Raw genomic sequence first — 15,196 nt, forward strand, 5'->3', positions numbered from 1 at the left:
AGATTTTCTTCTCCCAGCCTCCTAGCCCGGCATCATGACTCAATTTGCCCGCTTGCTTCACCTAGTCGATTCGTCGATTCCAACGGGGTCGTTTGCGTATTCTTACGGGCTGGAGGCTAGCATCACGTTTGGGCTAGTCACGAATGCATTTGGGTTGCGAAACTACCTGTATGCGTATCTGCAGCAAGTGAGCAGCATGGAGCTACCCGTTATGACTTCCTGCTTCCGGCTGGCCGGTCAGGAGTTAGGAAATGAGTTTTTAGTTCTAGCGGAAGAATACGATGCTCAAATGCTAGTGCCGGCCTTGCACAAAGCCAGCGTAGTACAAGGTCGCAACTGGCTAAAGCTATTGGTTTCCTTTTACCCTACTGCGGGCTTGCAAGCCCTCGGCGAATGGTTTGTCCAGCACCAGCAACCTCAACATTTCACTTTGCTGTTTACCCTGGCGCTTCAGAAAGCCGGTTTTCAACTGCCAGATTTGCAGACGATGTACCTGCATATGCTGCTGCGCGACCAGCTTAGCGCCGCTATCCGCCTAGGTTTTCTGGGCCCTCTGGAAGGCCACCGCCTACAGCACGACTTCTACACCGTGTTCGAGGAGTTGCTGGCCGCCCAGGCCAGCAAAGAATACCAGGATGCCTGCCGCTCGGCTTTTCTGCTTGATACTGCTCAGGTCTTGCACGAAGACCTATATTCCAAGCTCTTTCAAAACTGATTACTCAGAGCTCATCCTACGAAGCTCATTGCCTCCCTTAAATAACAACTTCTTCTAATGGCATTTGTCGAAAAGCTGGCCCTGCTGCTGCACGGGCATACCCACGAAGCCTATGAGTCGCCGGGCGACTTTGAGGAACGGGAAACGCGCCGGCTGCCCTCCTACCGCAACTTCCGCAAACGCGCCTTCACAGTGGGCATTGGCGGGCCCGTAGGCACTGGCAAAACGGCCCTGCTCAAAGCCCTGTGCGAGCGGATGCGCCACGACCACGAGCTAGGCGTAGTTACCAATGACATCTTTACCCGCGAAGATGCCGAGTTCCTAATTCGCAATAGCGCCTTGAGCGAGGACCGGATAGTAGGCGTAGAAACCGGCGGCTGCCCCCACGCTGCCATTCGGGAAGATATTTCTCTGAATATGGACGCCTTGGAAGGCTTGATGGCGAAGTTTAATAATCAGCTCGATTTCCTGTTCGTGGAAAGCGGGGGCGACAACCTGGCTGCTCACTTCAGCCGCGAGTTAGTTGACTACTCCATCTATGTTATCGACGTGTCGGGCGGCGACAAGATTCCGCGCAAGGGTGGCCCCGGCATTACTCAGTCGGACCTGCTCATCATCAACAAAATTGACCTAAAAGACCTCATCCGGGCCGATTTGGGCGTAATGGAGCGTGACTCTCGTAAGATGCGCGGCTCTGGCCCCTTCCTCTTTGCCCGCGCCATCGACGGCCACGGCCTCGACGATATTATTGCTCATATTAAGGAAGCCAAGGCCCGTGCCCTAGCTTCCGTACGCGAAGACCGCCGATAAACAGTGCACTGCCCCACCTAAAACCGCCCTAGTGCTTTGCTCCTCTAGCACTAGGGCGGTTTTAGGCAGCTAGTATTTTCGCTGCCAGGGATTGTAGCCCAGCAATTCCGGGTTGGCCAAAGCTGCTAAGATTCGATTACAGAGCGGCTGCAACGCAATGCGGCTGTGCGCAGCGGCCCGCAAGAGGTACACTTCTGGTTTGGCGCGGGTAATGGCCACCACGTAGTCGTGGCCGGTTACGGTGAAATGGGGGCCGGTGCTACCGGCTAGCTGCTGCTGGGCCAGAAGGTCCGCGAGTTGCTGAAAGCGTCCATCTTCGGGGCTACCCACCAAGTATACTGAGAGCATCGTTTGGTAGCCAGCAAAGTTGGCCGGCGACGTAGCAATATGGTCTGTTGGTTGAAAAGTAAACCGGTCTAGCAGCACAAGGCGGCCCGCTAAGCGCACTTTCAACTCCGTATGCAAGGAGGTAAAGGCAAATTGCTCGCCCTGGTCCATACGGCCAGAATGAAACCAGTCGGCCACGAGCAGCAGGGCGCCAGGTTGCAGGTGCCATTCCTGCACCTGCCGGTAGCGGCTTTCGGCTTGCAGCACCACGGGGTCAGGAAAGACGACGGTCAGGCTATTGTCGGCTAAGTACCCCACCACGTACTGCTGGGCTACTGACCCATCGGTTGAGCGAAAAATCTTGGTATTCGATTGAGTATTGATGAATACCCGAGCCTCCGCCTGCGCTTCCACCCGTAAGCGAATAACGTCGCCGGCCACCATACCGCCCCCGTAGCTGGATAGCATGACGTGGCAGGCAGTAGCCGGCGAGGCCGGATTTAAAATCTTAAGTGGTTGGATGCTTTTGCTGGTAATCAACTGCGTTTTGTGGCGCACCTGGGCCACCTCCACGCTGCTCCAGCCAGAGTCGGAAACATTCATTGCCGCCAAGATAAAACGGGACTACCTACTGAAACTAGCTGGCGGGCTTTATTCCTGTCCCTTCGTACTCACTAGGTAGCCGAAGGATACCTAGGGGCTGCCAATGGCACCTTACAGGTACCCAGGCTAAACATGCTTTTCTACCTGCTTCTAGCCCCACCCTGGCCCCAACCGACGCAGTATTTCTACCAGCCAGGGCGGCACCTTGTTGAGGCTCGTCCGTAACCAGCACCCAGCATGCGAGTATAGACAAGCTCCTTTCTTTCCTACTGCCTCTCGCCTATGAAACCTATCATCACGCTCACGCTTAACCCTACGGTTGATAAAAGCACATCGGTTGACAAGCTGGTCTCGGAGCAAAAACTGTCGTGCGCCCCGCCAGTGTTCGAGCCGGGCGGCGGGGGCATCAACGTGTCGCGGGCACTGCGGCGGCTGGGCACTGATTCGGTAGCGGTATTTCCGGTAGGTGGCCCTACGGGCGCCATCCTGCGCGAACTGCTAACCCACGAAGGCATTACCCAGCAGGCCATTGAAACAACCCACCGCACGCGCGAAAACTTTATTGTGGTGGAGAGTACTACCAATCACCAGTTCCGGTTTGGAATGCCGGGCACGCCGCTAGAGCCCCAGTACCAGCAGCAAATTCTCCAAACTCTGCGCGGCCTGGCTCCTACTGCCAGCATGTTAGTAGTGAGCGGCAGCCTTCCGCCCGGCGTCGACCCGGCTTACTTGGGAGAGGTAGCACACATGGCCGAGCAAGTGGGCATTCGGCTTATCGTGGACACCTCTGGCCCAGCCCTGGAGCAGGCCCTCGATGAGAAGGTATACCTCATCAAACCCAATGTAGGCGAGCTGAGCCGGTTATCTGGCGTTGATGCCCTGGATAGTGAATCGGTGCCGGATGCGGCGCAAAGCATCATTGCCCGCGGCAAGTGCGACATCATCGTGGTTTCATTAGGGCCCCAAGGTGCTTGCCTCATTACCAAGGACACCGTAGACCACGTACCGGCACCGGCCGTAAAAAAGCGCAGTACCGTAGGAGCCGGCGACAGCATGGTGGCTGGTATGGTATGGGCGCTGTCTAATGGGCAAAGCTTGCGGGAGGTGATTCGGATGGGAGTGGCTTGCGGCACGGCGGCCACCATGAACCCTGGTACGGAGCTTTTCCGTCCGGCCGATGCCAACAAGCTGTACCGGTGGCTACTACAGATGATGCCAGCAATTGCCTAACGCGCAACCGGCAGTACGCTCTACATCTCCACTAGCAACGTAGCCCGGGCTTCATCAGTGGTTGATAAGCCCGGGCTACGCTTTTTAGACTATACCCTGCACTTAACACATTTTTTTCTGCACTTGCGCAATAGAACTTTACACTGCGTTGAAATGGCTTTGCAGCGTTATAACAGCCACTTATTGAGCGCCTAACAACCTTACTGGAAAGGTTAGAAATCGTAAAAAAGGCTCGTGGCGACGCACGTGCTTGGAAGAGGATAATATCTTGCTAATTCGACCTATTAACGAAGGGCAGAATCTTTCCAACCACGACACCACATATTTCCATGACGCCTGATACCTCCCTGGGCCTGTACCGCCCGGAGTTTGAACACGACGCCTGTGGTACCGGTTTTATTGCCTACCTCAACGGCCGTAAGTCGCACCAGATTATTGCCGATGCGCTGACCATGCTGGAGAATATGGAGCACCGCGGCGCCTGTGGTTGCGACTCTGACTCTGGCGATGGGGCTGGCCTGCTCCTGCAACTGCCCCACTGGTTTTTTCTTGAAGAATGCACAGCCCGCAACATCCGCCTCCCCGAACCGGGCTCGTACGGCGTGGGCATGCTATTCTTCCCCAAAGAAGCCGCGCCCAAGGAAGCGTGCCGCACCCTTATTAATGCCGCGGCCGAGCAGTTAGGCATTCGGGTGCTTGGGTACCGTCCCGTGCCCGTAAACCCTACCGGCATTGGCCCAACGGCCTTGGCTGCTGAGCCAGCCATTGAGCAGGTGTTTGTGGCGCGGCCCGCCGGCATCGCCTCACCCGAGGACTTTGAGCGCAAGCTCTACGTGTTGCGGCGCTACATTACCAAAACCGTTTCGGAGCAGGTGCCAGCCGCCGCCGATGATTTCTACTTCACTTCCCTTTCCTGCAAAACCATTGTTTACAAAGGGCAGCTCACTACCTACCAGGTGCGCGGCTACTTCCCCGACCTGTCGGACGAGCGGGTGACGTCGGCGTTTGGGATGGTGCACTCGCGCTTTTCTACCAACACGTTTCCTTCTTGGCGCCTAGCCCAGCCGTTCCGGCTGCTGGCTCACAATGGAGAGATTAATACCCTGCGGGGCAACCTCAACTGGTTCTACGCGGGCCTGCGCTCCTACGTGTCGCCGTACTTTTCGGCCGAGGAAATGGACATGGTACTGCCCGTTATCGACAGCAACCAGTCGGACTCAGCCTGCCTCGACAACATTGTGGAGGTTCTGCTGCACTCGGGGCGCTCGTTGCCCCACGTGATGATGATGCTGGTGCCCGAAGCCTGGGACGGCAACACGCAGATGGACCCGTTCAAAAAGGCCTTCTACGAGTTTCACGCCACTTTCATGGCTCCGTGGGACGGCCCCGCCGCCCTACTCTTCACGGATGGTCAAATGCTGGGCGCTATGCTGGACCGCAACGGGCTGCGCCCTCTGCGCTACATAGTCACCAATGATGGACGTGTGATGGTGGCCTCCGAAACCGGAGTCTTGCACATTCCCGAAGCGACTGTGGAGAAGAAAGGCCGCTTGCAGCCCGGTAAGATGTTGCTCATTGACACCGTAGCTGGCCAAATCATCACCGATGAGGAGCTGAAAGCCCAAGCAGCCGCCCGTCAGCCCTACGCCCAGTGGCTCGACGAGTACCAGATTCGGCTGGAGGAATTGCCCGAACCGCGCCAAGTGTTTTCCGATCTGGCGGCCGAGGCGGTATTTAAGTATCACCAGGTGTTTGGCTACACTCGTGAAGACATTGATACGCTCATTACGCCCATGGCCCTCGAAGGCAAGGAGCCTATCGGTTCTATGGGGGTAGACGTACCGCTGGCAGTGTTGTCGGATCAGCCTCAGCACCTGAGCAGCTATTTCAAGCAGTTTTTTGCCCAGGTGACTAACCCGCCCATCGACCCCATTCGGGAGCGGTTGGTTATGAGCCTGGCTACCTTCATCGGCAACAATGGCAACATCCTCGATGAGGACAAAATGCACTGCCACTGCGTGGCGTTGCGCCAGCCTATTCTCACGAATCATGAGCTGGAAAAGCTGCGCAGTATTGATACGGGCATGTTCAATGCCAAGACCCTGCTTTCCTACTTCAAGGCCGATGGCAAGCCTGGTTCCATGGAAGCCGGCCTGGACCGCCTGTGCCGCTACGCCGAAGACGCGGTAAATGATGGCTTTGAAGTACTGATTCTGTCGGACCGCGGCCTGGACTCCAAGCACGCGCCTATTCCCTCCTTGCTGGCTGTTTCGGCGGTACATCACCACCTGATTCGCAAGGGCTACCGGGGCTCGGTGGGCCTTGTAGTAGAGGCCGGCGACGTGTGGGAGGTACATCACTTTGCCTGCCTGCTGGCCTTCGGTGCCACCGCCATTAACCCGTACTTGGCCCTGTCTACGGTGCAAACCATGCACGCGGGCGGTCAATTCAACACCACGTACGAGTACCCTCAGCTAGCCAAGAACTACATCAAGGCAGTGTGCGACGGCCTACTGAAAATTTTCTCCAAGATGGGCATCAGCACCCTGCAGTCGTACCACGGCGCGCAGGTGTTCGAGATATTAGGCCTCAATCAAAGCGTAGTGGACCGCTACTTCACGGGAGCCGTAACGCGCATTGGGGGGCTTGGGCTAGACGAAATAGCCCGCGAAACGCTTTATAAACAGTTTCAAGGTTTTAAGAGCAGCTCTTCGGAAGAGCAGCAGTTGCTTCCTGAAGGCGGCATCTACCAGTGGCGCCGCCGAGGCGAGGCCCACATGTTCAACCCCGAAACGGTGCACCTGCTTCAGCACGCCACCCGCACTGGCAACTACGACGTGTACCGCCGCTACGCCCGCCTACTGAATGAGCAGCCCGAGCGCATGTTTACCTTACGCGGCCTGCTAGATTTTGCTCACCATCGTCCCGCCATTAGCCTGGAAGAGGTAGAGCCGGCGGAAAGCATCATGAAGCGCTTTGCTACCGGGGCCATGTCGTTCGGGTCTATCTCGCATGAAGCGCACAGCACGCTGGCTATTGCCATGAACCGCATTGGGGGCAAAAGCAATACCGGCGAAGGTGGCGAAGACCCGCTGCGCTATGAGCATATGCCCAATGGGGATTCTATGCGCTCAGCTATTAAGCAGGTAGCATCGGCCCGCTTCGGCGTTACGGCGCACTACCTCACCAATGCCGACGAGCTGCAAATTAAGATGGCCCAGGGTGCCAAGCCCGGAGAAGGCGGCCAGTTGCCGGGCCATAAGGTAGACGAATGGATTGCCAAGGTGCGCCATGCTACGCCCGGCGTAGGCCTGATTTCGCCCCCGCCCCACCACGATATCTACTCGATTGAGGACCTGGCTCAATTGATTTTCGACCTGAAGAATGCCAACCGTGCCGCTCGCATTAATGTGAAGCTGGTGAGCAAAGCAGGTGTGGGTACCATATCGGCGGGGGTAGCCAAAGCCCACGCCGATGTGATCCTCATTGCGGGGTACGATGGGGGAACCGGGGCCTCACCTATGAGTTCCATCAAGCACGCTGGCCTGCCGTGGGAACTTGGCTTGGCTGAAGCTCACCAAACCTTACTTCGCAACCAACTGCGTAGCCGCGTGGTGCTGCAAGCCGATGGGCAGCTCAAAACGGGCCGCGACTTAGCCGTAGCGGCCTTACTTGGAGCCGAGGAATGGGGAGTAGCCACGGCTGCCCTCATTGCGGGGGGCTGTATTATGATGCGCAAATGCCATCTCAATACTTGTCCGGTAGGGGTAGCAACCCAAGACCCAGAGCTGCGCAAACTGTTCACGGGTCAGCCTGAGCACATTGTAAACCTGTTCCGGTTTTTGGCCGAAGAACTCCGCGAAATAATGGCGGAGCTTGGTTTCCGGACGGTAAACGAGATGGTGGGCCGAACTCAGTTTCTAAAGGTTCGTGAAGGCATTACGCACTGGAAAAGCCGCACGCTGGACCTGACGGACCTCTTGCAGCCCGTCCCGAATCCCTCGGGCGGCACGCTCTACAACAGCGAGCAGCAAGATCACGGCCTTGCTAATATCCTTGACTGGCAGCTCCTGGCACATGCTAAGCCAGCTCTCGACGAGCGAATTCCGGTATTCGCCACCTTCGATGTGCGCAATACCGACCGCACTATTGGCACGTTGCTATCTAATGAAGTAGCGAAGCGCTACCACGCGGCCGGTCTCCCCGACAACACTGTCAATTACTCTTTCCGGGGGTCGGCTGGTCAGAGCTTTGGCGCATTTTGCGCCAAAGGCCTCTCCTTTGCTCTGGAAGGCGAAGCCAACGACTATGTAGGCAAAGGCTTGTCGGGAGCACGCTTAGCCATTTTTCCGGCGGCGGAAGGCCGTTTTGTACCCGAGCAGAACATCATCATTGGCAACGTAGCCTTGTACGGAGCCACCTCCGGTGAGCTGTTTGTGCGCGGGCAGGCGGGCGAGCGGTTTGCCGTCCGCAACTCCGGTGCCACGGCTGTAGTGGAAGGCGTGGGCGACCATGGCTGCGAATACATGACCGGAGGCCGCGCGCTAATTCTGGGTAAAACAGGCCGCAACTTTGCGGCCGGCATGAGCGGAGGCATTGCCTGGGTGTATGACCCTGACGGCACATTCCCCCAGAACTGCAACACCGAGATGGTAGAGCTTGACCCCTTGGATGCCGACGACGAAACCCAAATTCAGGCCCTCTTGCACCAGCATCAGCAGCTTACTGGCAGTCAGCTTGCAGCCTACTTGCTCGGTAACTGGAGCGAAGAAGTGGGCAGATTCGTGAAGGTCTTCCCCTCCGAATACAAGAAGGTGCTGCAAAAAGCCCAGTACGCTATGGCGTAATGGAAGCCACGCATAGCACCCTACTTAGCCTACTGTCTACCACCGAAACACACGTAGCGGGAGAAACCAGATGCGTACTGATTTCTCCCGCTAGGTTCTCTCACAGATCAAACAGCCCACAGAATGGGACATATAACGGGATTTAAAGAGTTTGAGCGGGAGCTTCCTACGAAGGCCGCCCCGCAGGAACGCGTGGCTCACAACCGCGAGTTTGTGGGCTTGTACACCGAAGATCAACTAACCAAGCAAGCGGCCCGCTGCATGGATTGTGGCATTCCGTTTTGTCACTCAGGCTGCCCACTCGGCAACATCATTCCTGAGTTCAATGATGCCGTATACCAGCAAGATTGGGAAGAAGCCTACCGCATCTTATCGTCTACCAACAATTTCCCCGAATTTACAGGACGTATCTGCCCCGCCCCCTGCGAGTCGGCGTGCGTACTAAGCATCAACCGAGCACCGGTGGCCATTGAGGAAATTGAAAAGCACATCATTGAAATAGCCTTCTCCAAAGGCTACGTGCGCCCTACGGCTCCCGTGTTGAAGTCGGGCAAGACGGTAGCAGTAGTAGGCAGCGGCCCAGCTGGGTTGGCTGCTGCCGCCCAGCTGGCAAAGGCTGGCCACTCCGTAACCGTGTTCGAGCGCGACGATCTACCGGGTGGTTTACTGCGCTACGGTGTTCCTGATTTTAAGCTGGAAAAGTGGGTAATTGACCGTCGGATTCAGTTGCTGGAGGAAGATGGTGTGGTATTCCGCTGTAACACGGAAATCGGCCGCGACCTAGCCGCCCAGGAGCTAACACGCACCTTCGATGCAGTAGTGCTGGCAGGCGGAGCTACCGTGCCGCGCGACTTGCCTATTCCCGGCCGGGAGTTGCAGGGCATTTACTTTGCCATGCCCTACCTTACCCAACACAACCGCCGGGTAAGCAACCTCTCCTTGCTAGAAGCAGAGCTACTTGCCACTAGCCACGATGTGGTAGTAATTGGTAGTGGCGACACGGGTTCTGACTGCGTGGGCACCGCTAACCGGCAGCAGGCCCGTAGCGTTACGCAGTTTGCCCAAATGCACCAGCCTGGTACTGAGCGTCCCGCCCACACACCTTGGCCTCAGGAACCAGCTATTTTCCGCAGTAGCACTTCGCACGAAGAGGGCTGCCAGCGCTACTGGGGCATCAAGACGAAAGCCTTCCTCGGTGACGAGGAGGGCCGCGTGCGGGGTTTACTCGTTAGCGACATTACCTGGGAAACCGACATTATGGGCCGCCGCCTCACGTTTGAGGAAATAGAAGGCTCGGAACGCGAAATTCCTTGTCAGCTGGTGCTACTCGCCCTGGGCTTTACCTCGCCCCAATACGCGGGGCTGCTGGAACAGCTCCAAGTACAGGTAGATGAACGGGGAAATGTTCAGGCTACCGACACATCCTACCAGACCAGCACCCCCAATGTATTCGTTGCTGGTGATATGCGTCGGGGGCAGTCATTGGTGGTATGGGCTATTTCGGAAGGGCGCGAGGCAGCCCGGAAAGTAGACCTATTTTTAACTGGCAAAACGGCCTTGCCGAGCAAAAACGCAGTTGGGATGCTTGCCTAAGCATAGGCTACGTTCCGATAAGAACGACAGAGCCCTGGGAGCTACTTCATGCTTCTGGGGCTCTTGCTTTTACTCATCGGGACTGGTAGCGCGGGCCTCCGTGGGCGGCACTTGCGGGGGGCGTACTCCCGAGAACAAAGAGAAGTTCGGAGCGAAATAAATAGGCAGGGTAAATGTCATTGCCGTGGGCAGGTTGTATTCCCGTCCAGGCTCAAACACGGGCAAGCTAGCTACTACTCGGCGAGCCTCTTGGTCGGCATCGGGAGAAAGGCTGCGCACTACTTGCACCTGTCCTACACGCCCGTCCTCGTCTACCGTATAGCGTACGTACACTTTGCCCGTGATGCCTTTACGCCGGGAATTCTTGGGGTAGTTGGTGTTGCGCGCGATGTAGCTCAGCAGCGCGCCTTGCCCACCCGGAAACTTAGGCAGTTCTCGGGCCTGCACTTTCCCCATATAAGCCGAGCCGTCTTCGTTGAAGAAAGCTAGAGCTAAGGGCTTGCCTTGCCGATCGGGAAGCTCTATTGCGCTTAGCTGACCGGTGTCGTAGTAGTAATGCCACTCACCCACAGCCCGCCCATTATGGTAGCGGCCCTCGGAGCGTTTTTGGCCATTGCGGTGTACCGTAATCCAACGGCCGGTTCGTTGCCCATCGGTATATTCTCCGCGCTGGCTAATGCGACCATCTTCGTACCACCCTACGTACAGGCCATCGGCTTCATCATTGTGATAGTGCACTTGTCCGGCTTTGGTGCCGCTAGGGTGGTACCAAGTCAGTTGTCCATTACGCACTGGCGGATCAATGGAGGATAGAGCGCCTTTTAACAATAAGGTTCCCGATAAGGAATACTCTCGCATTGTGAAGGTCTCCAGCAAGTCGCTCTTGCGGTCGATGATCCGGTAGTGCGACGCGCTATCCGGCACGGTGGCTTCGTCCCGATCATTGAGATAAACTGCGGGTAGACTTTGGGCCAAGCCAACATAAGGTGCCGCTACAAAAACAAGCAAAGCACAGTAACGCACAGTCATAAAAGCTTAGTCGACCTCCTGCGCACGGCAGGTAGATGAAATATAATTTATTCTATCACCGATATCAAGAAGTGGGGCATCATTTCCTGAATAATACCATATTATATATTCATCGATCAATTAGCCTGTTCTGCTCCATTCCTCTGCTTATACTGCAAGTAAACATGGGTTCACAGTACCGGCCTGCATTCACTATATCATCTTGTTCTGGTTAAGTAGCCCGAACACTTGCCCAATAGTAAGCTTAAATAACACAACAATCCTGATTTTCTGGCACCAACACTAAACTGTATTATCCTTTGGATGAAGGTATCCATTACCTCAAGCAATACCCAACTGTGTAGGGTTTCGGTGTCGCTAGAGAGTACTAGGCAGCAACCAAGAGCAGCGGCTCCTTTCCACGCCCACAGGTAGAAAGGAGCCGCTGCTCTTGCCCAAGGTTGGGCTAGGTTAGTCCATCATTTGTATTGGGCGGTTGAAGGCCTCTTCCAAAGAAATCAGCGTCTCGGTGCGCTCAATCCCTTCGATTAGCTGAATCTGATCATGTAGCACGTCACGCAAGTGCGCCGTGTCACGACAGATAATCCGTGCAAAGATGCCATAAGCGCCCGTTGTAAAGTCAATGCTGACTACCTCTGGAATACGCCGCAATTCCTCAACTACACTACCATACACCGAGCTTTTTAGCAGATAGATGCCAAGAAAAGCCCGCACGCCGTAGCCTAGCTTCTGGTAATCAATCTTTAAGGTAGCACCCTGCACAATGCCCAATTCCTCTAACCGAGCCATGCGCACGTGCACCGTACCACCCGATACGTGTACCTTGCGAGCTATTTCAGTGTAAGGCATTTTGGCATCATCAATCAGTAATGCCAGGATTTTACGGTCGGTGTCGTCAAGTTCGTAATTGCGAGCCATTTTTGAGCAAGTTGATTACTTGATTAGCAAGTAATGTTTACGTTATTTAAAAATAATGTATTTTTTTAGCCAAAAGCCTGCTTATATTTTATAATTCAGACCAAGGTAGTACATTTGTCATAATCCAACGCAAACGGCGCGAGATTACTACAAAACAATGTAGAATGATGAAACTGGCAGACATGCCCTCCTCTCTCGGGGGTGGAGATTCGGGAAAAACTGGTCCGGCGGCCGGCTAACTACTCCGTGGAGGTTCGAATCCTTCTTCTACAGCACTTTTCTTCTTTGGGTGGGCAAAATCGTGAGGAGGAAAAAACGGAACGTATCTGGGTGGGTGCGTTCCTTTTAAAGAGGCGGCATCTGGGTGGGTGCCGCCTTTTATTATGCCCAGCAGTTCCGGCGTTCTACCTGCTTGTTGCAAGCAAAAAGAACAGGTTTGCTAAACCGGCCGCAAAGAACGGTATTTCCCATTCGATTTACCCGCCAAACTCCAAAAAACTCCTCTCTGTTCTAAAAACACTATTCTTTCTATAAGGCTGCTTCTGAAAGCTACTTTCAGTATACAACTGGATATACTTGGCTCGTTGAGGTATCTCCTACCACGTGTTGTTTCACGAAGTGTTTTCTTAAACAGTTCGGACTTGGTGAGATTAATAGCCACCTACCAAAAAGAACACCGCATGCAGCACAGGCTACATGCGGTGTTCTTTTTGGTAGGTGGCAGCTAGCGCTGTGCTACTGGAGGCTGCTGATAACGAGTTAAACCTGCATCCAAGAATTGGATAAACTTATTAATATCTGACTCATAGGCCACTGCCGTTGTGAGAGCCAATGGCTGCTCCATTGTGCTGGCCGGGTCCAAAATCACGTAGTAGGGTTGCGCGTTCATATTGAACCGGCTAATCTGAAAATCCAGATTCTGCTCGCCTAAGGTCTTTTTCACGCGCTGGTCGCGGGTAGACGTGTACCACTGGCTTTGGGGCAACTCTGTTTTATCGTCGGCATAAAGAGCTACTACTACAAAGTCTTCGCGCAAGCGCTTGAGCACGCGGGGGTCGCTCCACACGGTGGCTTCCATTACGCGGCAGTTACCGCAATTGTGGCCTGTGAAGTCGACAAACAACGGCTTTTTACGCTGACGAGCGCACTCTAGGGCTTCCTGCAAGGTGAAGTATCCTGATAGATTGTGAGGCAGCTCTAGGTCGCCCTCGAAGCGTGGCGTAGTGCACGTTGTCTGCTGCGCGGCCACTGCTGGCGTAGCGCTGCTACTAATCCAAGCAAAATCCTGACGGCTAGCTGGCGGCGCTAAGGCTGAGAGCCCGTTGAGCGGAGCACCAAAAAGGCCGGGCACCATGTACAGCATAAACGATAGCACAACGGCAGCCATCAGCAAGCGGGGTACACTCACGTGCGACGATTCACTATCGTGCGACAAGCGGAATTTGCCTAGCAAGTACAAACCAAGCAGGCCCGCCAGTACAATCCAGATGGCCAGGAATACGGGCCGGGGCAACAATCCCCAATGGTATGAAAGGTCGGCGGAGCTTAGAAACTTGAACGCCATGCCAAGCTCTACAAAGCCCAAAGCTACCTTCAGCGTGTTTAGCCACCCTCCCGAGCGGGGCATAGACTTCAGCCACGTAGGAAACAGGGCGAACAGTACGAAGGGCAAAGCAAACGCCGTGGAGAAGGCCAGCATAGCCAAGGTAGGCCGCAGCAATTCTCCATTAGCAGCCGAAATAGCTACCGAGCCTACAATAGGCACCGTGCAGGAAAACGATACAAGAACTAAAGTAGCAGCCATGAAGAACAGGCCCGACCAGCCGCCTTTATCAGCTTGCGCATCTACTTTATTAACTAAGCTGCTAGGCGCATTGATTTCGAATAAGCCCAAAAAGGACATTCCGAAAATAATGAAGATGACAAAGGACAGCAGGTTGGGCAGCCAGTGCGAACTGATTAGGTTCGCAGCATCAGCCCCGAACAGCAGGCTTAACAAAACGCCTACTCCGGTATAAATGCCAATGATGGACAAGCCGTACACGAGCGCCTTGCTAATCGCCTCGCCCCGGCTGCGGCTATTGTTGGTGAAGTACGATACCGTCATGGGGAGCATGGGGTACACGCAGGGCATCAGTACCGCTACCAAGCCAGCCCCAAAGGCTAGCAGCAGAAACTTCCATAAGGAAAGGGCAGTACCCGCTGGCTGCGTAGTGCTTACGGGGGCAGCAGCTTGCGCTACTGCAGCCGCAGCAGGCTCGGCCTGTGCTACCACCGTAGTACCTGAATCGGTGGCAGGGCTTACTACCGGGGCTGAAGCCGCTTGAGTGGTAGCAGCTGTGTCGGCTACGGTTGCGGTGGCGGTAGTGGTGGGAGTCGTGGTGCTTGGTACTACGGCTCCGGTTTTATCAGGTGTAGAGGGGGCTATGGCCGTGCCGCTAACTTCCACGGGGCCAAAGCTCAGGGTTTCATTGCCCGGAATACAACGACCGTCCACATCGGTGCAGCTCTGGTATTCCACATCGGCCTTTACCGTAAGGGCGCCGGGCTGCAACACCCGAATGCGCTGGCGAATTGTGCCTGTTTTTTCGAAGTACGTAACGTCGCCCTTGAACGTCTCGTCGAAGTGTTTCTCGGCCCCCACCGACTTGGGTTTTCCTACCAGCTCATAGGCGGGGCTTTTGGCGAAGGTGAAGGTGAATACGGTCGGGCCCAAGTCAGGATCAAAGTCGGTGGCGTAGAGGTGCCACGTATCCTGAATGCGCGCATTTACGATGAGGTCTGTTTCCTCCCCAACCTTTAGTGCCGCTTTACTTACCGCGGTGCTCAGCTTCGTTGGCGTGAGTACTTGTGCCAGTGTGTTTAGGGCACTCAGCAACACCAGCACTACGGCCAAACCAGAAATTTTTAAGGGTCTCATGCAAAAAGAGATAGTCAAAGAAGAGGAGGTACCAAGCTCACAAAGTACGGTACTACCCAACAGAGTTCCCAGGAACCTCGTTGCACCAACCGCCCCGAGCGCTCCAGGTTTACGCTGTTTCTCAACCTTCTCGGAACCGCTTGCCCGGATTCTCGTACTTTTGTAGCATAAAGGGAGCCAAGCCGGTCGAGCCATGCCCCGCAT

The 15,196-nt window shown here is 55.3% G+C and carries 9 protein-coding genes; 5 read left to right on the top strand and 4 right to left on the bottom strand.

The annotated features are described in order from the left end of the window. Positions 1-34: 34 nt before the first annotated feature. Both CHB83_RS05470 and ureG read left to right on the top strand, forming a co-directional pair. A complete protein-coding gene (locus tag CHB83_RS05470; protein ID WP_045687609.1) occupies positions 35-715 on the top strand; it encodes an urease accessory protein UreF in 681 nt (226 codons plus the stop codon). A 57-nt stretch (positions 716-772) separates the two neighbouring features. Then, positions 773-1,525, top strand: a complete 753-nt coding sequence (gene ureG, locus CHB83_RS05475) for an urease accessory protein UreG (RefSeq protein WP_045687610.1) — start codon at positions 773-775, stop codon at positions 1,523-1,525. Positions 1,526-1,594: 69 nt separating this feature from the next. Here the strand turns inward: ureG and CHB83_RS05480 are convergent, their stop codons facing one another. Next, complete coding sequence (locus CHB83_RS05480; RefSeq protein ID WP_089331949.1) at positions 1,595-2,455, bottom strand: urease accessory protein UreD; 861 nt, start codon at positions 2,453-2,455, stop codon at positions 1,595-1,597. A 282-nt stretch (positions 2,456-2,737) separates the two neighbouring features. Here CHB83_RS05480 and CHB83_RS05485 point away from each other — a divergent pair, with 282 nt between their 5' ends. The 3 genes from CHB83_RS05485 to CHB83_RS05495 all read left to right on the top strand — a co-directional run bounded on the left by CHB83_RS05485 (position 2,738) and on the right by CHB83_RS05495 (position 10,125). Beyond that, complete coding sequence (locus tag CHB83_RS05485; protein WP_089331950.1) at positions 2,738-3,685, top strand: 1-phosphofructokinase family hexose kinase; 948 nt, start codon at positions 2,738-2,740, stop codon at positions 3,683-3,685. A 329-nt stretch (positions 3,686-4,014) separates the two neighbouring features. Next, entirely contained in the window at positions 4,015-8,532 is a 4,518-nt protein-coding gene (gene gltB / locus CHB83_RS05490; RefSeq protein WP_089331951.1) for a glutamate synthase large subunit, read from the top strand. 123 nt (positions 8,533-8,655) lie between these two features. Then, entirely contained in the window at positions 8,656-10,125 is a 1,470-nt protein-coding gene (locus CHB83_RS05495; RefSeq protein ID WP_089331952.1) for a glutamate synthase subunit beta, read from the top strand. Positions 10,126-10,194: 69 nt separating this feature from the next. On the opposite strand, the gene CHB83_RS05500 is transcribed toward CHB83_RS05495, so the two are convergent. The 3 genes from CHB83_RS05500 to CHB83_RS05510 all read right to left on the bottom strand — a co-directional run bounded on the left by CHB83_RS05500 (position 10,195) and on the right by CHB83_RS05510 (position 14,992). Continuing rightward, positions 10,195-11,154 (bottom strand): energy transducer TonB, encoded by a 960-nt coding sequence (locus tag CHB83_RS05500; RefSeq protein ID WP_089331953.1) that lies wholly within the window; start codon positions 11,152-11,154, stop codon positions 10,195-10,197. 450 nt (positions 11,155-11,604) lie between these two features. After that, a complete protein-coding gene (locus CHB83_RS05505; RefSeq protein WP_045687613.1) occupies positions 11,605-12,072 on the bottom strand; it encodes an AsnC family transcriptional regulator in 468 nt (155 codons plus the stop codon). A 724-nt stretch (positions 12,073-12,796) separates the two neighbouring features. Continuing rightward, complete coding sequence (locus CHB83_RS05510; protein WP_089331954.1) at positions 12,797-14,992, bottom strand: protein-disulfide reductase DsbD family protein; 2,196 nt, start codon at positions 14,990-14,992, stop codon at positions 12,797-12,799. Between the last annotated feature and the right edge of the window lie 204 nt (positions 14,993-15,196).

Source organism: Hymenobacter mucosus (genome assembly GCF_900188255.1).
Classification (GTDB): Bacteria; Bacteroidota; Bacteroidia; order Cytophagales; family Hymenobacteraceae; genus Hymenobacter; species Hymenobacter mucosus.

Coding starts and splice junctions, on each gene's coding strand:
- CHB83_RS05470 (WP_045687609.1), top strand. CDS start 35: ATGACTCAATTTGCCCGCTTGCTTCACCTAGTCGATTCGTCGATTCCA.
- ureG (WP_045687610.1), top strand. CDS start 773: ATGGCATTTGTCGAAAAGCTGGCCCTGCTGCTGCACGGGCATACCCAC.
- CHB83_RS05480 (WP_089331949.1), bottom strand. CDS start 2,455: ATGAATGTTTCCGACTCTGGCTGGAGCAGCGTGGAGGTGGCCCAGGTG.
- CHB83_RS05485 (WP_089331950.1), top strand. CDS start 2,738: ATGAAACCTATCATCACGCTCACGCTTAACCCTACGGTTGATAAAAGC.
- gltB (WP_089331951.1), top strand. CDS start 4,015: ATGACGCCTGATACCTCCCTGGGCCTGTACCGCCCGGAGTTTGAACAC.
- CHB83_RS05495 (WP_089331952.1), top strand. CDS start 8,656: ATGGGACATATAACGGGATTTAAAGAGTTTGAGCGGGAGCTTCCTACG.
- CHB83_RS05500 (WP_089331953.1), bottom strand. CDS start 11,154: ATGACTGTGCGTTACTGTGCTTTGCTTGTTTTTGTAGCGGCACCTTAT.
- CHB83_RS05505 (WP_045687613.1), bottom strand. CDS start 12,072: ATGGCTCGCAATTACGAACTTGACGACACCGACCGTAAAATCCTGGCA.
- CHB83_RS05510 (WP_089331954.1), bottom strand. CDS start 14,992: ATGAGACCCTTAAAAATTTCTGGTTTGGCCGTAGTGCTGGTGTTGCTG.